Origin of the sequence: Tenacibaculum sp. Ill, from assembly GCF_051938915.1 — a bacterium.
GTDB classification, from domain to species: Bacteria; Bacteroidota; Bacteroidia; order Flavobacteriales; family Flavobacteriaceae; genus Polaribacter; species Polaribacter larymnensis.
Genome location: NZ_JBPSCW010000002.1, coordinates 1,903,178 through 1,922,150, shown reverse-complemented (window position 1 = coordinate 1,922,150; position 18,973 = coordinate 1,903,178). Strand labels below are relative to the sequence as shown.

At 32.0% G+C, this 18,973-nt stretch carries 20 protein-coding genes; 14 read left to right on the top strand and 6 right to left on the bottom strand.

The window, feature by feature from the left end; translation table 11 throughout:
* Nucleotides 1-8: 8 nt before the first annotated feature.
* Complete coding sequence (locus tag ACTPNM_RS08980; RefSeq protein ID WP_440121434.1) at nucleotides 9-215, bottom strand: hypothetical protein; 207 nt, start codon at nucleotides 213-215, stop codon at nucleotides 9-11.
* A 280-nt stretch (nucleotides 216-495) separates the two neighbouring features.
* Between ACTPNM_RS08980 and ACTPNM_RS08975 the strand changes: the two genes are divergently transcribed.
* Genes ACTPNM_RS08975 through ACTPNM_RS08965 form a run of 3 tightly spaced genes read left to right on the top strand, consistent with a single transcriptional unit; the run spans nucleotide 496 to nucleotide 1,070 of the window.
* Nucleotides 496-666, top strand: coding sequence for a hypothetical protein (locus tag ACTPNM_RS08975; RefSeq protein ID WP_164723413.1), 171 nt, complete (start codon nucleotides 496-498; stop codon nucleotides 664-666).
* A gap of 26 nt (nucleotides 667-692) precedes the next feature.
* A complete protein-coding gene (locus tag ACTPNM_RS08970; protein ID WP_274639761.1) occupies nucleotides 693-863 on the top strand; it encodes a hypothetical protein in 171 nt (56 codons plus the stop codon).
* Nucleotides 864-890: 27 nt separating this feature from the next.
* The gene (locus ACTPNM_RS08965) at nucleotides 891-1,070 is read left to right on the top strand and encodes a hypothetical protein (RefSeq protein ID WP_124588444.1); all 180 of its coding nucleotides are present in this window, start codon (nucleotides 891-893) and stop codon (nucleotides 1,068-1,070) included.
* Nucleotides 1,071-1,131: 61 nt separating this feature from the next.
* On the opposite strand, the gene lon is transcribed toward ACTPNM_RS08965, so the two are convergent.
* Complete coding sequence (gene lon / locus ACTPNM_RS08960) at nucleotides 1,132-3,588, bottom strand: endopeptidase La (RefSeq protein WP_274639760.1); 2,457 nt, start codon at nucleotides 3,586-3,588, stop codon at nucleotides 1,132-1,134.
* A gap of 230 nt (nucleotides 3,589-3,818) precedes the next feature.
* On the opposite strand from lon, the gene ACTPNM_RS08955 reads away from it, so the two are divergent.
* The 3 genes from ACTPNM_RS08955 to ACTPNM_RS08945 are packed head-to-tail and all read left to right on the top strand — an operon-like array spanning nucleotide 3,819 to nucleotide 5,537.
* The gene (locus tag ACTPNM_RS08955) at nucleotides 3,819-4,505 is read left to right on the top strand and encodes a tetratricopeptide repeat protein (RefSeq protein WP_440121433.1); all 687 of its coding nucleotides are present in this window, start codon (nucleotides 3,819-3,821) and stop codon (nucleotides 4,503-4,505) included.
* The gene (locus tag ACTPNM_RS08950; protein WP_440121432.1) at nucleotides 4,505-5,050 is read left to right on the top strand and encodes a YfiT family bacillithiol transferase; all 546 of its coding nucleotides are present in this window, start codon (nucleotides 4,505-4,507) and stop codon (nucleotides 5,048-5,050) included. The genes ACTPNM_RS08955 and ACTPNM_RS08950 overlap by 1 nt, the downstream gene beginning before the upstream one ends.
* Nucleotides 5,043-5,537: a hypothetical protein gene (locus ACTPNM_RS08945; protein ID WP_440121431.1), complete on the top strand. Its 495-nt coding sequence runs from the start codon at nucleotides 5,043-5,045 to the stop codon at nucleotides 5,535-5,537. Before ACTPNM_RS08950 ends, ACTPNM_RS08945 begins: the two co-directional genes overlap by 8 nt.
* Nucleotides 5,538-5,539: 2 nt before the next feature.
* Here ACTPNM_RS08945 and ACTPNM_RS08940 read toward each other — a convergent pair whose 3' ends face one another.
* From ACTPNM_RS08940 to pheT, 3 genes are all read right to left on the bottom strand, one after another.
* A complete protein-coding gene (locus ACTPNM_RS08940; RefSeq protein WP_440121430.1) occupies nucleotides 5,540-6,154 on the bottom strand; it encodes a LysE family translocator in 615 nt (204 codons plus the stop codon).
* A gap of 3 nt (nucleotides 6,155-6,157) precedes the next feature.
* Nucleotides 6,158-7,192, bottom strand: a complete 1,035-nt coding sequence (locus tag ACTPNM_RS08935; protein ID WP_440121429.1) for a quinone-dependent dihydroorotate dehydrogenase — start codon at nucleotides 7,190-7,192, stop codon at nucleotides 6,158-6,160.
* Between the two features lie 64 nt (nucleotides 7,193-7,256).
* Nucleotides 7,257-9,683 carry a phenylalanine--tRNA ligase subunit beta gene (gene pheT, locus ACTPNM_RS08930; RefSeq protein WP_440121428.1) on the bottom strand — a complete coding sequence of 809 codons (2,427 nt, stop codon included), beginning with the start codon at nucleotides 9,681-9,683 and terminating at the stop codon, nucleotides 7,257-7,259.
* A gap of 172 nt (nucleotides 9,684-9,855) precedes the next feature.
* Between pheT and ACTPNM_RS08925 the strand changes: the two genes are divergently transcribed.
* Entirely contained in the window at nucleotides 9,856-12,426 is a 2,571-nt protein-coding gene (locus ACTPNM_RS08925) for an endonuclease (RefSeq protein WP_440121427.1), read from the top strand.
* A gap of 70 nt (nucleotides 12,427-12,496) precedes the next feature.
* Here ACTPNM_RS08925 and ACTPNM_RS08920 read toward each other — a convergent pair whose 3' ends face one another.
* The gene (locus ACTPNM_RS08920) at nucleotides 12,497-12,790 is read right to left on the bottom strand and encodes a hypothetical protein (protein ID WP_440121426.1); all 294 of its coding nucleotides are present in this window, start codon (nucleotides 12,788-12,790) and stop codon (nucleotides 12,497-12,499) included.
* Nucleotides 12,791-12,927: 137 nt separating this feature from the next.
* Between ACTPNM_RS08920 and ACTPNM_RS08915 the strand changes: the two genes are divergently transcribed.
* The 7 genes from ACTPNM_RS08915 to ACTPNM_RS08885 all read left to right on the top strand — a co-directional run bounded on the left by ACTPNM_RS08915 (nucleotide 12,928) and on the right by ACTPNM_RS08885 (nucleotide 18,945).
* Nucleotides 12,928-13,377: a hypothetical protein gene (locus ACTPNM_RS08915; protein ID WP_440121425.1), complete on the top strand. Its 450-nt coding sequence runs from the start codon at nucleotides 12,928-12,930 to the stop codon at nucleotides 13,375-13,377.
* 6 nt (nucleotides 13,378-13,383) lie between these two features.
* On the top strand, nucleotides 13,384-14,010 hold the full coding sequence (locus ACTPNM_RS08910; protein WP_440121424.1) for an NUDIX hydrolase: 627 nt from the start codon (nucleotides 13,384-13,386) through the stop codon (nucleotides 14,008-14,010).
* Nucleotides 14,011-14,070: 60 nt separating this feature from the next.
* The gene (locus tag ACTPNM_RS08905; protein ID WP_440121423.1) at nucleotides 14,071-14,907 is read left to right on the top strand and encodes a lysophospholipid acyltransferase family protein; all 837 of its coding nucleotides are present in this window, start codon (nucleotides 14,071-14,073) and stop codon (nucleotides 14,905-14,907) included.
* 25 nt (nucleotides 14,908-14,932) lie between these two features.
* On the top strand, nucleotides 14,933-16,021 hold the full coding sequence (locus tag ACTPNM_RS08900) for a M42 family metallopeptidase (RefSeq protein ID WP_274639748.1): 1,089 nt from the start codon (nucleotides 14,933-14,935) through the stop codon (nucleotides 16,019-16,021).
* 56 nt (nucleotides 16,022-16,077) lie between these two features.
* The gene (locus tag ACTPNM_RS08895; RefSeq protein ID WP_440121422.1) at nucleotides 16,078-16,626 is read left to right on the top strand and encodes an NUDIX hydrolase; all 549 of its coding nucleotides are present in this window, start codon (nucleotides 16,078-16,080) and stop codon (nucleotides 16,624-16,626) included.
* An 18-nt stretch (nucleotides 16,627-16,644) separates the two neighbouring features.
* Nucleotides 16,645-17,265, top strand: coding sequence for a hypothetical protein (locus tag ACTPNM_RS08890; protein ID WP_440121421.1), 621 nt, complete (start codon nucleotides 16,645-16,647; stop codon nucleotides 17,263-17,265).
* Between the two features lie 69 nt (nucleotides 17,266-17,334).
* A complete protein-coding gene (locus tag ACTPNM_RS08885; protein WP_440121420.1) occupies nucleotides 17,335-18,945 on the top strand; it encodes a class I SAM-dependent methyltransferase in 1,611 nt (536 codons plus the stop codon).
* Nucleotides 18,946-18,973: the final 28 nt, after the last annotated feature.

The following is an 18,973-nucleotide window of genomic DNA, read 5'->3' as shown; positions in this document are numbered from 1 at the left end:
TAATTATTTTAAATACTAAAAACTTTGTACTCATAGCATTTATCTTTACTATCATCTCCAGGAGGTGGAGGTAAACAATCTTCTTCTCCATCTGTATCAGGTCCACCAAATACTTCTGTGTTTGGTTTTGCAATTGGGTCTCCTGCAAATATTTTAAATTTTTCTTCTGATGTTAATTCATACTTCATTAACGACTCAATAGATAAGCATTTCATAAGTTTTAATTTTTCTGTTTAGGTAAAGTTAATTTTTTTATCAGTTTATTTTGCATTTATAAATGCACCTCTCTAAACAAAACCACAAAATACTGATAAACAAAAGTTTAAACAACAAATAAGGATGTCATTTTTTTAAAATAGTACCTACTTTTTTCTTAAATAGTCACTTAATATGCTTCTTTTCCTCTCCTAATCTCCCAATATTTGTGATACATAATTCTTAAATGCGGAACCTGAAAAGCATATAATAGAGTAAGGAAAATTAAATTAATTAACCATGTTAAAATCAATTTCAAGCTTAGGAAATGTTTTGAATAAGTCAGAACAAAGAGAAGTTAATGGAGGTCAAATTGTATGTCCTAGAGGAACTTATTTAAAATGTGACTGGATAAGATGCTGGTGTGAGCCAGAATATACTGAAAAACCTTTTGAAGATTTTGATCATTAAAAACAAATAACTAAAACTAATCAATCATGTTAAAATCAATTGCAAACTTAGGAAACGTTTTGAACAAATCAGAACAAAGAGAAATCAATGGAGGCCAAATAACTTGCCCTAGAGGTCAAGTATTAAGGTGTAACTGGTTAGGTTGCTGGTGTGAGTTTGAGTATGCTGAAGAACCTCTTGAAGACTTTGATCATTAAAAAGTTAATATCTAAAATCTATTAATTATGTTAAACTCAATTTCTAAATTAGGAAACGTTTTGAATAAATCAGAACAAAGAGAAATCAATGGAGGAGCTATAAAATGCCCGCCACATACAAGATATGTATGTTTAGGTGTAGCTCCATTAGTGTCTTGTTGGTGTCAGCCATTTGCACTTCCAGGTGACGAAATAGCTACTATGTAATCAAGTAACTTGTTAAAATTAAAAAGCCACTTATATCTTAATAAGTGGCTTTTTTTATAAACTATACAAGTTTCTTAGCATTCTTAACTTTTTGTTTGGTAAGTGCAATATCAATTACCTCACTCATATCGGTTACATAATGGAATGTTAATCCTTTTAAGTAACTTTCTTTTATCTCTTCTATATCTTTTTTATTATCAGCACACAAAATAATTTCTTTGATGTTAGCTCGTTTTGCAGCCAATATTTTTTCTTTAATACCTCCAACTGGAAGTACTTTTCCACGTAACGTAATTTCACCTGTCATAGCTAATTTATTTTTCACTTTACGTTGCGTAAATAAAGATACTAAAGAAGTTAGCATAGTAATACCAGCACTCGGTCCATCTTTTGGAGTTGCTCCTTCTGGTACGTGAATGTGTACATCATACTTATCTAATACTTCAGGGTTTATTCCAAACTCCTCCGCGTTAGATTTAATATACTTCATTGCAATTGTTGAAGATTCTTTCATTACCGTACCTAAGTTACCTGTAATTGAAAGGTTACCTTTTCCTTTAGAAAGAATAGATTCAATAAATAAAATATCTCCTCCAACACTTGTCCAAGCCAATCCAGTAACTACTCCTGCCACATCATTACTTTCATATTTATCACGTTCTAAACGTGCAGGTCCTAAAATAGTTTCTATATCTTCATTTGTTAAAGCAACATTATACTCCTCCTCCATTGCTATAGATTTTGCAGCGAAACGAACTACTTTTGCTACTTGTTTTTCTAAACCACGAACTCCAGATTCTCTTGTATATCCTTCTACTATTTTCTCAATTTGCTTTTTACCTACTGTTAAATGCTCTTTAGATAATCCGTGCTCTTTTAATTGCTTAGGAAATAAGTATTTTTTTGCTATTTCTACTTTTTCTTCAATAGTATAGCCTGTAACATTAATAATTTCCATACGATCTCTCAATGCCCACGGAATTTGATTAATGTTATTAGCTGTAGCAATAAATAATACCTTAGAAAGGTCGTACCCTACTTCTAAATAATTATCATAAAACGATGTATTTTGCTCTGGATCTAAAACTTCTAACATAGCAGAAGAAGGATCTCCTTGATGACTTTGACTTAACTTATCAATTTCATCTAATACAAACACTGGGTTTGAAGTCCCTGCCTTTTTAATATTTTGAATTAAACGACCTGGCATCGCTCCTATATAAGTTTTACGGTGTCCACGAATTTCAGCTTCATCACGTAAACCACCTAAAGACATACGTACGTATTTACGTCCTAGTGCTTCAGCAACCGATTTACCAAGCGATGTTTTACCAACTCCTGGAGGTCCATATAAACAGATAATAGGCGATTTCATATCACCTCGTAACTTAAGAACAGCCAAATGTTCTATAATACGTTCTTTTACTTTCTCTAATCCGAAATGATCTCTATCTAAGATTTTTTCAGCTCTTTTTAAGTCAAATTTATCTTTTGAATACTCTCCCCAAGGTAACTCCAACATTAACTCTAAATAGTTACGTTGAACACCATATTCGGCCATTTGAGGATTCATACGTCTTAAACGGTTTAACTCTTTTTCAAAAGTTTCTCCAACCTCTTTATTCCATTTCTTTGACTTTGCCTTAGCACGCATTTCATCTAGCTCTTGCTCATGAGAAACACCACCTAACTCATCTTGAATGGTTTTTAATTGTTGGTTTAAGTAATATTCACGTTGTTGCTTATCTAAATCAGAACGTGTTTTAGACTGAATATCATTACGCAACTGTAGTTTTTGAAGCTCTTTATCTAAGTTTTTTAACGTTAGTAGCGCACGCTCTTTTAAATTATCTTTTTCTAACAATACTTGTTTTTGCGATACGCTTAACTCCATATTTGATGAAATAAAATTCACCAAAAATGAACTTGATTGAATATTTTTTATCGCAAACGACGCCTCTGAAGGTAACATAGGGTTTTCTTTAATAACCTCTAATGCTAAATCTTTAATTGATTCAATAATAGCATCAAACTCTTTTTGATCATCAATTTCTCGTTCATCAACTGCTTCTTTTACTTTAGCCTTTAAATAAGGTTCTTCTTGTATAACTTCTTCAATCTCGAAACGTTTTTTACCTTGAATGATTACAGTTGTATTACCATCAGGCATTTTTAACACACGTAATATTTGTGCAACCACACCTGTTTGATAAATATCATCTATTCCTGGATCTTCTACTTCACTATCTTTTTGCGCTACTACTCCTACAACCTTATCTCCCTTGTTAGCATCTTTAATTAACTGAATAGACTTATCTCTACCTGCAGTAATTGGAATTACAACTCCTGGAAATAAAACTGTATTACGCAATGGAAGAATTGGTAACTCTTCTGGAATACTTTCTCTATTTATTAACTCTTCATCTTCTGGTGTTAGTAATGGAATTAACTCCGAATCTTCATTAAAAACATCTTGAAGCGACAAATTGTCTAAATGTAATATTTTTGATTTACTCATATCTTATTTATTCTGTCATAGTGGCACTTTTCATCTTTTTATTGAAAGAAAACCATTTTTTAAAAACCTTAATCAACTGATAAACAAAAGAATACAAAACAACTTATGTTTATCGCACCAAGTATAATTCAATTCTTATGCCAACGAAAGTTATAAATAACTTAATTTGTAACTTATTTTATTTTGAGTCGTCTCATTAGTGTAATATTTCAACAAAAACTAACCAAAAAATGAAATTTAAATTTTTAATTCTTTCACTTACCTTACTATTAATCAGCTGTAGTTCTAAAACAAATTCTCCAGAGTTTATAGAAAAAGTAACCGGGCGCTATTATTTTAATGCTGATGAAATTATAGAAGTTACTTTTAATGAAGATAATAATTTACTTATAAAATGGCGTAATCAAGATTTAGAACCTTTAAAAGTAAACGATTCTTCTTTTTACGTTAGAGAGTTAAATGAAAAGTTAATTTTTAACACCTCTGAGAACAAAATAGAGTTAGCAGAAAAAAGAGAACATGATGGTGAAAAATATGTTTTTAAAAAGCTAAAAAAAGGAGAAAAAACACCTAGTGAGTATTTAACAGAAGGTAACTTTGAAGCTGCTCTAAAAGGTTATAAAGCTATTAAAGAAAAAGATAGTTTAAATCCTGTAATTAGAGAGAGAAACTTAAACAGATTGGGATATCAATATCTTAGAAAAGATGAGTTTAAAAATGCTATTAATGTTTTTAAAATCAACATTGAATTATACCCTAATAGCTCTAATACCTATGATAGTACTGCTGATGCTTATACTAAAATGAAAGATACTATAAAAGCTATAGAATACTATAAAAAAGCACTAGCTATCAATCCTGAGAACAGTAGTTCTAAACGAAATTTAGAAAAACTAACTTCAAAAAAAGAAGAGTAATGGAAAAGTTAAAATATCCTATTGGTAAACCTGAAATTCCAAATAACATTTCTTCTAAAAATATTACTAAATGGATTGAAACTATAAAAGACTTTCCAAAAAGACTGAATAAGTTAGTTTCTGATTTATCCGAAGAACAATTAGATACTCCGTACAGAGAAGAAGGTTGGACAATTAGGCAAGTGATACATCACTGTGCTGATAGTCATCATAATTCTTATACTCGCTTTAAATGGGCTTTAACAGAAGATAAACCAGTTATTAAAACTTATTTTGAAGATCGTTGGGCTGAATTACTTGATTCTAAAACTGCTCCTATTCAACTTTCGTTAGATACTCTAAAGGCATTACATGCCAAATGGGTTTACTTCATGAAAGGTTTAACTGAAGAAGACTTAAACAAATCGTTTATCCATCCTGACGGAAATGAAGAAGTTGGCTTAAAAGAAAATATTGGAATTTATGCTTGGCATTGTAACCATCACTATGCGCATATTGAACAATTATTAATCAGGAAGGGTTGGCTACAAATAAAGAATGTTTAAAGAGAAACTTTTACATACTATCACTTCTTTTATTGAAGAAATAGGTATTGGTATCATTTATCAAAAAATTGATGAGCCTTGCTTTTTACCTGGATTAAAATTATATAAAGGGAATATTTTAGTGGATAAAAACAAGTTACAATATCCTGGTGATTTATTACATGAAGCTGGTCATATAGCTACCACTTTACCTGAACAAAGACTCCTTATTGGCACTCCTGAAATGCCTGAAAATTGGCCCAGTGATGGCGACGAAATAGCCACTGTTATATGGTCATATGCTGCTTTGCATAAACTGAATTTAGCTCCAGAAATTGTTTTTCATGAAAACGGCTATAAAAACCAATCCAAATGGCTTATAGAAAAATTTGAAAACAAAAATTACATAGGTTTACCTTTACTAGAATGGATGGGACTTTGTCATCAAAATAGCAAAGAAGATTCTTCTCACTTGACTTTTCCGAACATGATAAAATGGCTTCGTTAATCTTACAGTAAAATCAACAGAGCAATACCTACAAACACTACAATTTGTGCCCACTTTAAGTATATTCCTACTTTATTATGCTGTTTAATATAATCAGAAATTTTTCCTGCCAAAATAGCAATGGAAGAAAATATTAAAAAAGATGTTAAAATGAATAATCCTCCTAATACATAAAATTGAATAACGTTAGACAAACTGTCAGAAAACAAAAACTGAGGAAAAAACGCCAAAAAGAAGATTGTAACCTTGGGGTTTAGCACATTCATCCAAAAACCTGTTTTGAATAATTGTAGTGTTGATTTTTTCTGTACATTTTCTGTTGAAAAAGCAATATTAGCATCACTTTTATACACTTGAAAAGCTAAGTACACTAAATATCCTGCTCCAAATAACTTGATAATGAAAAACAAATTCGGATTTTGTTTGATGATTTCCGATACTCCAAAGGCCACCAAAGTTGTATGAATAATACATCCTGTCATTAAACCTGCAACTGTAGCCAATCCATACTTTTTACCATTAACAATACTTTGAGTTAAAACAAAAATATTATCAGGTCCTGGTGAAATCGCCAAAGTAGCCGTGGCGAACACAAAAGATATGAGGGTTTCTAGCATAAATTAACTTTCTGCTAAAATAGCCTTATTGATTCTTTTTACCAAGCTTGGTCCTTCGTAAATGAATCCTGTATAAATTTGTACTAGGTCTGCACCTGCATTTAGCTTATCTAAAGCATCTTTTTCAGAATGGATACCTCCTACTCCAATAATAGGAAATGCTTTATTAGAATTATCCGTTAAGTATTGAATCACTCTTGTGCTTCTATCTTTAACCGGTTGTCCACTTACCCCTCCATTACCTATTTCTTGTAAGCGTTCTTTAGATGCTTTTAAATTATCTCTATTTACTGAAGTATTCGACGCTATCACTCCATCAATCTTTGTTTCAGCGACTAATTCAATAATTTCGTCTAACTGTTGATTATTTAAGTCTGGGGCAATCTTTAATAGAATTGGTTTTTGTACTGCTTCAGCGTTGTTTAACTTTTGGACTTCTGTAATTAATTCCTTTAAATAATCAGCATCTTCAAGTTTTGCATGACTAGATACATTTGGACAACTTACATTTAGTACAAAATAATCTACATACGGATGCAACCCTTTAAAACAGGCTACATAGTCTTCTGTATAATTTTCAGGGGCAGTATTCGTGTTCTTACCAATGTTTCCTCCTATAAGAATCTTTCCTTTATTCTTTTTTAATTGTTCAATCGCTGCTTCTAATCCTTCATTATTAAAACCCATTCGATTTATGATTCCTTTATCATCTTTTAAACGGAATAAGCGTTTTTTCGGATTTCCTGCTTGACCTTTTGGTGTTACGGTACCTATTTCAACAAAACCAAATCCAAAATTAGCCAGCTCATTGTACAACACTGCATTTTTGTCAAACCCAGCCGCTAACCCTACAGGGTTTTTAAAAGTTAAACCAAATAAGTTACGCTCTAATTTTTTATCATTTACTTGATATATTCCTCTGAAAATAGATGGCACTCCTGGTATCTTCGATAAAAACTTTACCAATGAAAATGTAAAATGATGAATTTTTTCAGGATCAAAAAGAAAAAAAATTGGGCGAATCAGTAATTTGTACATCAGTTTATTTTAGTTTGTCTTGTTTGTTAAATATAAAAAAAGCTCCAAAAATGGAGCTTCTGAATTATCGTAATACAGCATCTAAACTCTTTTCGAATGTTTGCTGTAGTTTCTGCATTATTTTATCTATTTGCTTATCTGCCAATGTTTTGTTTTCATCTTGTAAAACAAAACTTACTGCATACGATTTTTTACCCTCTGGTAATTTATCTCCTTCGTATACATCAAATAAATCTACTTCTTTTAAAAGCTTTCTTTCTGATTGAAATGCTAAATTATAAATTTCTTTGAATTCAACTTTATTATCCAATAACAAAGCTAAATCACGCTTTACAGCGGGGAATTTAGGTAAATCAGCTACTTTTATGTTTTTCTTCCCAACTAAACCTAAAATATTTTGCCAGTTAAAATCAGCAAATAATACTTCTTGTTTAATTGAAAACTCTTTTAAAATTGCTCTTTTAACAACTCCTAACTCTACTAATTTAGTTTTTCCTAAGCTTAATGTGATTCCTTCAGAAAACACATCTGATTTTGTTGGAGTAGTTTTTAGTTTATCAATTCCTAAACGACTTAATAAAGCTGTTACAACTCCTTTAACATAGAAAAAGTCTGATGCTTGTGAAGCAACTTTCCAACTATCTTGTGTTCTATTTCCTGTAACAAACAATGTTAAATGCTTGTCTTCTTGGTATCCACTTTCGTATTTATGATACGTCTTACCGAACTCATAAAATTTTAATGAATTATTCTTTCTATTGATATTGTAAGCAACTGACTCTAAACCACTAAATAATAACGATTGACGCATTACTTTTAAATCATTACTCAACGGATTAAGCATTTCAACATTAAAATCAGCGTTCAAGTTATCAGATAACTCAATATAATCAGCTTTCGTTAACGAATTAGCCATAGTTTCATTAAAACCTATCGACGTTAACTGGTCAGCTACAATGTTTTCAATCTTAACATTTTTATCACTATCAAAAGAAATTGATGTGTTTAGTTTATGAGAAAACTCAATGTTATTATATCCATAAACACGTAAAATCTCTTCTATAATATCCGACTCACGTTGTACATCTACTCTATAAGAAGGTACAACTAACCCTAAACCTGCCTCAGTAACACTATTTATTTTAATATCTAGTGAAGCTAAAATCTTTTTAATGGTTTCTTTCGGTATTTCCTGACCTATTAATTTGTATGCATTATCAAACGATAAGAATACCTCAAAATCTTCCACCTTTACTGGGTAAAAATCTAAAATATCAGAAGACATTTTTCCTCCTGCATATTCTTCAATTAATAAAGCAGCACGCTTTAAAGCATACTTTGTGGTATTAATATCAATTCCTCTTTCGAAACGGAAAGAAGCATCCGTATTTAATCCGTGACGTTTTGCTGTTTTTCTAACCGATACTGGATTAAAGTAAGCGCTTTCTAAGAAAATAGAAGTTGTATGCTCTGTTACACCTGATTTTGCTCCTCCAAACACTCCTCCAATACATAACGGATTATCATCCGCATCACAAATCATAATATCTTCAGAAGATAACTCTCTTTCTACATCATCTAAAGTAGTAAATTTTGTTCCTTCCTCTAAAGTTTTTACTACTACTTTGCCTCCTCTAATTTTAGAAGCATCAAAAGCATGTAATGGCTGTCCTAATTCGTGTAATACGTAATTTGTAATATCTACGATATTATTCTTAGGAGTCAATCCAATTGCTTTTAACCTGTTTTGAATCCACTCTGGTGATTCTTTTACTTCTACATCAGTAATGGTTATACCACAATAACGAGGAGCTAAATCTTTATCTTCAATTTCGATATCGATTTTGTGAGTACGCTCATCAACATGAAAATCTGATACTGATGGAGAAATTAATTCAATATTAGTTCCTTGTTGAATTAATCCAGCTCTTAAATCACGAGCAACACCATAATGGCTCATTGCATCCGCACGGTTTGGTGTTAAACCAATTTCAAAAACGTGGTCCGTTTCAATATTAAAAACTTCTGAACAAGGAGTACCTGGAACCAAACTTTCGTCTAGAACCATAATTCCGTCATGACTTTGTCCTAAACCTAATTCATCTTCAGCACAAATCATTCCGTGACTCTCTTCTCCTCTAATCTTTCCTTTTTTGATTTTAAAGCCTTCTCCTTTTTCATCATACAACATGGTACCAACAGTAGCTACAGGTACTTTTTGACCTGCTGCAACATTTGGTGCACCACATACAATTTGCACAGGGTTACCATCTCCTAAATCAACAGTAGTAACTTTTAACTTGTCCGCATTTGAATGCTTTTCACAAGTTTTAACTTCACCTACGACAACTCCTTTAAGGCTTCCTTTAATACTCTCTACAGTTTCTATTCCTTCAACTTCAAGACCTAAATCAGTCAATAACTCACCTGTTTTCTCAGCCTCCCAGTCTGTTTGTAAAAATTGTTGTAACCAATTGTATGATATCTTCATAATCAATCTCTAATTTTAGCGTGCAAATTTACGCAAAATAAAGGAAAAACTATAAACTAGTTATCTACAAAAGATATACGATTGATTATTAACCTTTTGGTAACATTGGAAAATTATATTTTTTATTGATTTGTAACGAGTTAACAAAATTTTAACATTTCAAGAAAATATTATGAAACATAAACTACTCTTCTTTTTTTTGATAGTATCTCTATCAGTTTTTTCACAGATTCCATCATACTATAACGATGTAAATCTAAATTTATCAGGTTCTGCTCTAAAAAATGAACTAGCAACAAAAATTATTAATACACATACCACTAACTTATCATATACTCCTGGTGTGTGGAACGCTTTAAAACAAACCGATTTAGATCCTAACGATCCTAGTAAAGTTTTATTAATTTACGGATATAGTGACACTGACGGTAATTATGTTACTGACAGAACTAGGGACAAGGATGCTAACGGTGGTACAGCTGGTACACAATGGAACAGAGAACACGTATATGCTAAATCATTAGGAAACCCTAATTTAGGAACTTCTGGTCCTGGAGCGGATGCGCATCATTTAAGAGCTGCTGATATTTCTTTCAACTCTCAAAGAAGTAGCAAAAAATTTGCAGATGGTTCTGGTAATGCTGGTAGTGTTTCTGGTGGCTGGTACCCTGGTGATGAATGGAAAGGTGATGTTGCCCGCATGATGATGTATATGTATTTACGTTACGGTAATCAATGTTTACCTACTGGTGTTGGTACAGGAGCTACTATGGCTTCAGACTCTAACATGCTTGCTTTATTTATTCAATGGAATGTAGATGACCCCGTATCTGACTTTGAAAAACAACGTAATCCTATTTTAGAAGGTATTCAAGGAAATCGTAATCCTTTTATTGACAACCCTGCTTTTGCTACTGAAATTTGGGGAGGCCCTCAAGCTGAAGATTTATTTGGAGGAGGTAGTGGATCTGATACCCAAGCTCCTACTGCTCCTACTAACTTATCTGCTTCTAACATTACTGAAACTACAGTTGATTTAACTTGGTCAGCTTCTACAGATAATATTGGTGTTTCAGGATATGATGTATATAATGGAGCTACTAAAATAACCACAACCTCTTCAACTTCTTATACTGTTACAAATTTAACAGCAGCTACTAATTATACTTTTTCTGTAAAGGCCAAAGATGCAGCAGGTAATGAATCTACCTCTAGTAATTCAGTTTCTGTAACAACTAATACTAGTTCAGGTGGAGGAAACGGAACAGCTACAGATTTATTAATTTCTGAATATGTAGAAGGTTCTTCAAATAATAAAGCTATTGAAATTGCTAATTTTACTGGAGCTACTGTAAACTTATCTGGATATTCATTAAAAAAAGCCGCTAATGGTGGCGGGTGGACTAATACTTTAACTTTAAGTGGTCAATTAACAAATGGAAATGTTTATGTTATTGCTAATAGTAGTGCTTCTAGCACAATACTTAACAAAGCAGACAGAACAGACACAGGTGTAATTTCTTTTAACGGAAACGACGCTGTTGGTTTATTTAAAGGAAGTACCCTTATCGATTTAATTGGAGATCCTAATAGCTCTTCTACATTTGCGCAAGACAAAACAATGCAAAGAAAATCTTCTGTTACATCTCCTAACAGTTCTTATACAACTTCTGAATGGGATATCTTAGCTAAAGATACATTTAGCGGCTTGGGAAACCACAACATTAATGGCGGGTCTACTACTCCAGATACTACTGCTCCATCAACCCCTACTAACGTTGCTGCTTCTAACATAACACAAACTTCTGTTAACCTAAGTTGGACAGCATCAACTGATGATACTGGTGTTACAGGATATGAAGTGTATCAAGGAAACACAAAAATAACAACTGTTACTGCTACGAGCTATTCTGTAAGTGGGTTAACAGCTTCAACAAGCTATACATTTTCTGTAAAAGCAAAAGATGCTGCTAATAATATTTCTTCAGCTAGTAATACAGTAAATGTAACAACTTTAGCAAACACAGTTTCTTACTGTAGCACTAAAGGGAATAACGTAAATTATGAATGGATTGACAATGTTGCTATCGGAGGAATTTCAAATACTACTGGCGCTAATAGTGGATATGCAGACTTTACGTCTTTAACTGGCAATTTACCTTACGGAAGTAACACTATAGTTGTGAGTGCAGGGTTTTCTAGCTCTTCTTATACTGAATATTGGAAAGTTTGGATTGATTTTAACCAAAACGGAACTTTTGAATCTTCTGAAGAAGTTGTTAGTGGCTCTTCATCTAGCTCTGGTAATTTATCTTACAACTTTTCTGTGCCTACCTCTGCTTTAGCAGGTACTACAAGAATGCGTGTATCAATGAAATGGAATGCAGCTCCTTCACCTTGTGAAACTTTTTCTTATGGTGAAGTTGAAGATTATGCGGTAAACATAGGTGCTAGCGCAAAAGGATTAGGAGATAGTAATATTACTATTGATGGAAAGTTAGGAAATGAAGTTTCTATCTTTGATGCTAGTGTTTTACCAAACCCTAGTGTAGATTTTGTAAAAATTAAATTAGCAGATGACAGAAATGCTACTTTTAAAGTTACAACCTTAACAGGTCAACAAGTTTTAATAGGAAAAGTTACTCATAACAATCTTAACATTTCAAGCTTAAATAACGGAATTTATATTCTTGAAGTAAACGACGGTCAAAAATCGTTTACTAAAAAGATTATAAAAAAATAGTTTATAGCTATAGAATACAAAAAGAGCTTCCAAAATTGGAAGCTCTTTGTTTTTTATACGATTTAAAAGACTAAACTTCAATTGTAGTTTTTGATTCTTTTGAAGAAAACACATAAGTATATAACCACATAAGAGTAAATGTTGGTACAACATCTAACCCTAGCATGGCTTCTTCAATAAAAGCAATGGCTCCTGCTACTTTACCTTTATTTCCTTTATACATTTTTGTCATTATATACGCAGATGCTGGTGCCCAAACAATATCAGACAACTCTCCAAGCCCAGGTATTAAATAAGATACATACCCAATAGCGTCAAACAATAAACTTAATGCTAGTTTTTGGTACTTTTTTTCTTTATTCATTTAGTATTAAATTAATTCCACACTTAACAAATCAAAATTCAAGCCAAAATTTATAACTTTTATCTTGTAAATTGATAAGTTTGTCCTAAAGTACAAAAAACTAAGTAAACACGCTAAAATCGCCAATGAATCAAAAAATGAAAAAATTAGTATGGGCAAAAGCGATATTAATTTTTATACAATTTGGCTCTATAGCAGGCTTTTTTCTATTAGCTCTAGTATTCAGAGGAGGGTATGGAATGATCGAAAAGTCACATTTGTTCAAAAAAGAGATTGTGGTAATTGACTCTATGAAATCAATTCAAACTGCACATGGGGGACAGTTAGTATGTGTATATTTCAAAACGAATAAAAATATATCAAAAGATTTAATTCTACCAGAAGGTAAAGAAAGAATAAAAGGAATAAAAGATTCAATAAAAATATGGAATATACCAGGAGATAATAATTTCACAGATTATAGATATGACGGTGAACATGAGTTCCCAAAGGATAAATATATAAAACAGGTTATTTATGCCGTTCTTGGATACATGTTCTTTATTGCGGGCTGGATAGCAGCTTATTATGTAAATAAAAAAGATTAAAAACGAATGACTTTTTCTGACTTCATCAATCAAATAGAACGATTGCAGCAAAAGCAACTGGGTGGTTTAACATCTCAATTTAAATTAGCTCCAAAGTTAAGAACACGCTTTTCAGAAGAATTAATACAAAGTAAAAACCCAAGAAAAGCAGCTGTTTTAGCGTTATTTTATCCTGACAATAATAACCAAACACGTTTTTTACTTACAGAAAGAGCCAGCTATAATGGTGCACATTCATCACAAATAAGTTTTCCTGGAGGTAAGTTTGACAAAGAGGATAATAACCTAAAAACAACAGCTTTACGTGAAACTTTTGAAGAAGTTGGTGTACACTATAAATCTATTGAAATAATACGACAAACTTCAGACGCCTATATTCCTCCTAGTAACTTTTTAGTAGCTCCATTTATAGGTGTTTCAGAAAAAACACCTCATTTTACTCCAAATGAAGAAGTTGCAGAAATTATTGAAGTTTTATTAGCTGATTTATTAGACGATTCAAACTTAACTTCAGTAGAAATGGAAACCTCATACATGAAAAATATTGAGGTACCATGCTTTAAATTAAACGATTACATTGTGTGGGGTGCAACTGCCATGATGCTTTCAGAAATTAAAGATTTATTTAAATAGTTTTTTTTATGGTTTTCTTTTGTAATTTAGCATTTACACTAATAAAACCTGATTATAAAAATGCCTTTATTTAAAAGGAATCCTTTTGGACATATATTGTTCATTAAAAGATTTTTAATACAAGTTCTCGGAGTTATTTCTCACGGACGTTACCGTAAGTTTAATGACCTACAAATAGAGGGAATGGATGTTTTAAGAAGTCTCCCCGACCAAAAAGTACTATTTATTTCTAACCATCAAACTTACTTTGCCGATGTAGCAGCCATGTTTCATGTATTTAACGCTGCTCTAAAAGGTAGAGACGACAATATTAGAAACGTAGCATATTTATGGAAACCTAAACTAAACATTTATTATGTTGCTGCAGGTGAAACCATGCGTTCTGGTTTACTTCCCAAAATTTTTGCTTATGTAGGTTCTGTTTCTGTTGAAAGAACTTGGAGAAGCGCTGGTAAAGATGTAAACAGACAGGTAAAAATGTCTGACATTTCTAATATAGGTAAAGCATTAGACGATGGTTGGGTAATTACCTTCCCACAAGGTACAACTACCCCTTTTAAGCCTATTCGTCGTGGTACAGCTCATATTATTAAAACCTATAAGCCTATTGTAGTTCCTATAGTAATTGACGGGTTTAGACGTTCTTTTGACAAAAAAGGATTGATGATAAAGAAACGTAATGTACTACAATCTATGGTTATTAAAGAGCCTTTAGAAATTGATTACGAAAATGAAGATGTGGCTAGCATTGTTGAGAAAATTGAATATGCTATAGAGCAACACCCATCTTTTTTAAAGGTATTAACACCTAAACAACTTCAAGAACAAGAAGAGTTCATTGAAAAAAGACGTTTTTGGGGAGCTGATAAACCTAAAGAAAAAGAAAAGAAAGATTAATAACATTAAAATTAACGTTTAAGTTATGGCTGATAAATCTATTTTAAATAAAAAGTCGATAGACTTCTTAGAAAAATATTTAAATAATGCTGCTCCTACTGGATACGAATGGGAAGGGCAAAAAATATGGATGGACTATTTAAAACCTTATGTTGACGAGTTCATTACAGATACTTATGGCTCTGCTGTAGGAGTTATAAATCCTGATGCTAAATATAAAGTAGTTATTGAAGGACATGCTGATGAAATTTCTTGGTATGTAAATTATATTTCTGATGACGGGTTAATTTATGTAATCCGTAACGGAGGTAGCGACCACCAAATTGCTCCTAGTAAAATTGTGAACATTCACACTAAAAACGGAATTGTAAAAGGTGTTTTCGGATGGCCAGCAATTCATACACGTAATAAAGCTAAAGAAGAAGCTCCTAAACCTGATAATATTTTTATTGATTTAGGATGCGCTACAAAAGAAGAAGTAGAAAAACTAGGTGTGCATGTTGGTTGTGTTATTACCTACCCAGATGAATTCCATATTTTGAACGGAAATAAGTTTGTTTGTCGTGCTTTAGATAACCGTATGGGAGGGTTTATGATTGCTGAAGTAGCTCGTTTACTACACGAAAACAAGAAAAAATTACCTTTCGGACTGTATATTACAAACTCTGTGCAAGAGGAAATTGGTTTACGTGGTGCACAAATGATTACTGAAACAATTAAGCCTAATGTTGCTATTGTTACCGATGTAACTCATGACACTACTACACCTATGATCGACAAGAAAAAAGAAGGTCATTTAGAGTTAGGTAAAGGTCCTGTAGTAGCGTATGCTCCTGCTGTGCAACAAAAATTAAGAGATTTAATTATTGATACTGCCGAAGCTAACAAAATTCCTTTCCAACGCTCTGCCCTATCAAGAGCTACAGGAACTGATACTGATGCATTTGCATATAGCAATGGCGGTGTTGCTTCTGCTTTAATCTCATTACCATTACGTTACATGCACACTACCGTTGAAATGGTACACCGTGAAGATGTTGAAAACGTAATTAAAATGATTTACGAAAGTTTATTAAAAATTGAAGACGGAGAAAATTTCTCTTATTTCAAATAATAAAAATAATTAAACGTCATTACAGGGAAGTAATGACGTTTTTTTACCAACCTCTTATGGATGAATTAATAGATATTGTTGACGAAAACGGAAACTACACAGGAAAAACTTGCCTAAAATCCGAAGCTCACAAAAATGGCTACTTCCACCCTACTATTCATATTTGGTTATATACTCCAGATCAACAAATACTACTTCAAAAAAGAGCATTAACAAAAAAAGTGTTTCCTGGTTTATGGGATATTTCTGTAGCAGGACATATAGCCGCTGGTGAAGACATTAAAATTGCTGCTATCAGAGAAATTAAAGAAGAAATAGGTTTTGATATTCTTTCTGAAAACTTACATAAAATAGGTACACGAAAACACATGGTAAATCATCCGAATGGAATTATCGATAATGAGTTTCATCATGTATTTATTGCAGAATTAACAGTTTCTGTTAAAGATTTAACTCTTCAAGAAGAAGAAGTTGCCGAACTTAAATTATTTCCTTTAGAAACAATTCTACACACCAAAAACTACAAAAACGTACTACTTCCTCAATATCAAGACTATTATTCGTTTGTACATAACCAAATTGTAAAAAAACTTAGTATATTATAGTATCTAATTTCATTTAAAATGAAACAGTTACTATTCTTTTTATTTGTTTGTATACTTCAATCCTGTGCCTTTAAACAATATTTAAAAAAACATGGTTTTTCAAGTGATATTAAGAGCTTGATAGAAGAGACATATGTAATAGAAAACGATCAAAAAAAGTTAATTCAAACAAAAAAACTATATTTTACTAAAAACGGACGTGTAAAATCATCAAAAACCACTGATAACCTAGGCAATATTATCGAACAAACAGAAAAACGTCTTTGGTTTGAAAAACGCTCTTATCCAAATAAACTTCCTTATTACTGTAAAACACGCTGGAAACCAAAACAACGAGAACGTATTAGTTGTTACACCCAAAAACAGCATAAGCAAAATGAAATCATTGCTCATTATACTCAAAAAGGATTAATTGATAAGATAGTAGATAATTTCTCTACGTTTTACACACATGAATACCAATACACAAATGGTCAGCTTTCAAAAATTTTAGTTACTGATAAAGACAACAATCTTGTAAATACAATCAAGTTTGAATGTCTCTCTAAAGACTACAAAGGAAATTGCCTTGAGCAAAAGAAAGAGTCTACAAGTTCAGATATTATAAATATTATATCTTTTACATTCACCTATCAATAGTCTTACTTAAAATTAGATAGAGTACGTTTAAACTTAAATAGCTATATTTAAGACAAATAATCTCTCTATATGTTAACAAAACAAGAAAAATCTGCATTAAGAAGTAGATTGTTTCGTCACTTAGACGGAATTGTAACTTGTCCTGCAGCCTACACTTTACATGAAAAAGGAATTACAGAATATTTGTTAGATAAAAAATCAATTAGTTTAACTGAAATCACCAATCATTTCAAAGCTAATGATGGCTACTTAAATGTTGCCTTAAGAACACTCTGCTCACAAGGTTGGCTAACACAACATGTAGACAACACTCAAAATAAAGTTCAGTTTGAAGTAAATAAAGCTTCTACTATTGCTTTTTCTTATTTTCACTTATATAAAGAAGCTTTTTCATTGTTGAAGTTTTCTGAAAATTATAGCGCACGAAAATTTGAAATTGAACCTTTTATAAAGCTAGAAAACCTATATAAAAACTTTACAAACAATTTCGGAATTGAACCTCTATCAACTTCCGAAGAAAAAGAAATCATAGCGCAAATTCTTACACATATTGAAGGAATTATCGTTGGTCCAACAATAGTTTTATTAGGAATGAGCGGTATGTTTCATAAATACTTTATGCAAACTAAGTTTAGTGCCGATGAATTTCATAAAGACGCTGATAATTTTAGTCGACTACTTGATTTATTAACCAATTTAGGTTGGTTTTCCAAAACAAATGACTCATATGAATTTACTGATGAAGGCTTATTTTTTGCAAGAAGAGCAAGTGCTTACGGAGTTACAGTATCGTACATACCCACACTTAGAAAACTAGACAAACTTATATTTGGAAACCCTGATATTTTCAGAACTTCAGAAGTTGGAAATGACGAAATTCATGTAAATAGAGAAATGAACGTTTGGGGAAGTGGTGGCGCACACTCAACCTATTTTAAAGTTATTGATGAAATAATCATCAATCTATTTAACAAACCTATTAATGAGCAACCTAAAGGAATTTTAGATGTTGGTTGTGGTAATGGTGCTTTTTTAAAACATTTATTTAACGTAATTGAACATCAAACCAAAAGAGGTACTATGTTGGAGGATTATCCACTTTTACTTATTGGTGTCGATTATAACGAAGCTGCATTAAAAATTACTCGTAAAAATCTGGTACAAGCCGATATTTGGGCGAAAGTGATTTGGGGAGATATTGGGAACCCTAAAGCGTTATCAGAAGATTTACATGATAAATATGGCATTAATCTTTCTGATTTATTGAATGTCCGCACCTTTTTAGATCACAACAGAATTTGGCAAAAGCCTACTCCCAACGATAATTTAACTATTACCAATTCAACTGGAGCTTATGCTTACAGAGGAAAACGTTTAAACAATAACCTTGTGGTAGAATCATTAAAACAACATTTCAATAAATGGAAACCCTATATCTGTAAATTTGGATTGTTATTAATTGAATTACATACCTCAAAACCAGAATCGGTTGCTAAAAACTTAGGAAAAACAGCTGCAACTGCCTACGACGCAACACATGGCTATTCCGACCAATATATTATTGAACTTGATGAGTATATGAACGCTATGGAAGCTATTGGGTTGACTTACGATACAAATACGTTTAGAAAATTTCCAAATTCAGAATTGGCAACGGTTTCTATTAATCTTTTTAAGTAAAAAAGCTAGAGTAGTTAAACTACTCTAG

Bases quoted from the DNA above. Each gene is read 5' to 3' on its own strand.
- ACTPNM_RS08950 (WP_440121432.1), top strand. From the start codon at position 4,505: ATGGAAAAGTTAAAATATCCTATTGGTAAACCTGAAATTCCAAATAAC.
- ACTPNM_RS08975 (WP_164723413.1), top strand. From the start codon at position 496: ATGTTAAAATCAATTTCAAGCTTAGGAAATGTTTTGAATAAGTCAGAA.
- ACTPNM_RS08925 (WP_440121427.1), top strand. From the start codon at position 9,856: ATGAAACATAAACTACTCTTCTTTTTTTTGATAGTATCTCTATCAGTT.
- ACTPNM_RS08940 (WP_440121430.1), bottom strand. From the start codon at position 6,154: ATGCTAGAAACCCTCATATCTTTTGTGTTCGCCACGGCTACTTTGGCG.
- ACTPNM_RS08895 (WP_440121422.1), top strand. From the start codon at position 16,078: ATGGATGAATTAATAGATATTGTTGACGAAAACGGAAACTACACAGGA.
- ACTPNM_RS08945 (WP_440121431.1), top strand. From the start codon at position 5,043: ATGTTTAAAGAGAAACTTTTACATACTATCACTTCTTTTATTGAAGAA.
- ACTPNM_RS08890 (WP_440121421.1), top strand. From the start codon at position 16,645: ATGAAACAGTTACTATTCTTTTTATTTGTTTGTATACTTCAATCCTGT.
- ACTPNM_RS08970 (WP_274639761.1), top strand. From the start codon at position 693: ATGTTAAAATCAATTGCAAACTTAGGAAACGTTTTGAACAAATCAGAA.
- ACTPNM_RS08980 (WP_440121434.1), bottom strand. From the start codon at position 215: ATGAAATGCTTATCTATTGAGTCGTTAATGAAGTATGAATTAACATCA.
- ACTPNM_RS08885 (WP_440121420.1), top strand. From the start codon at position 17,335: ATGTTAACAAAACAAGAAAAATCTGCATTAAGAAGTAGATTGTTTCGT.
- pheT (WP_440121428.1), bottom strand. From the start codon at position 9,683: ATGAAGATATCATACAATTGGTTACAACAATTTTTACAAACAGACTGG.
- ACTPNM_RS08920 (WP_440121426.1), bottom strand. From the start codon at position 12,790: ATGAATAAAGAAAAAAAGTACCAAAAACTAGCATTAAGTTTATTGTTT.
- ACTPNM_RS08955 (WP_440121433.1), top strand. From the start codon at position 3,819: ATGAAATTTAAATTTTTAATTCTTTCACTTACCTTACTATTAATCAGC.
- ACTPNM_RS08910 (WP_440121424.1), top strand. From the start codon at position 13,384: ATGACTTTTTCTGACTTCATCAATCAAATAGAACGATTGCAGCAAAAG.
- ACTPNM_RS08915 (WP_440121425.1), top strand. From the start codon at position 12,928: ATGAAAAAATTAGTATGGGCAAAAGCGATATTAATTTTTATACAATTT.
- lon (WP_274639760.1), bottom strand. From the start codon at position 3,588: ATGAGTAAATCAAAAATATTACATTTAGACAATTTGTCGCTTCAAGAT.
- ACTPNM_RS08935 (WP_440121429.1), bottom strand. From the start codon at position 7,192: ATGTACAAATTACTGATTCGCCCAATTTTTTTTCTTTTTGATCCTGAA.
- ACTPNM_RS08900 (WP_274639748.1), top strand. From the start codon at position 14,933: ATGGCTGATAAATCTATTTTAAATAAAAAGTCGATAGACTTCTTAGAA.
- ACTPNM_RS08905 (WP_440121423.1), top strand. From the start codon at position 14,071: ATGCCTTTATTTAAAAGGAATCCTTTTGGACATATATTGTTCATTAAA.
- ACTPNM_RS08965 (WP_124588444.1), top strand. From the start codon at position 891: ATGTTAAACTCAATTTCTAAATTAGGAAACGTTTTGAATAAATCAGAA.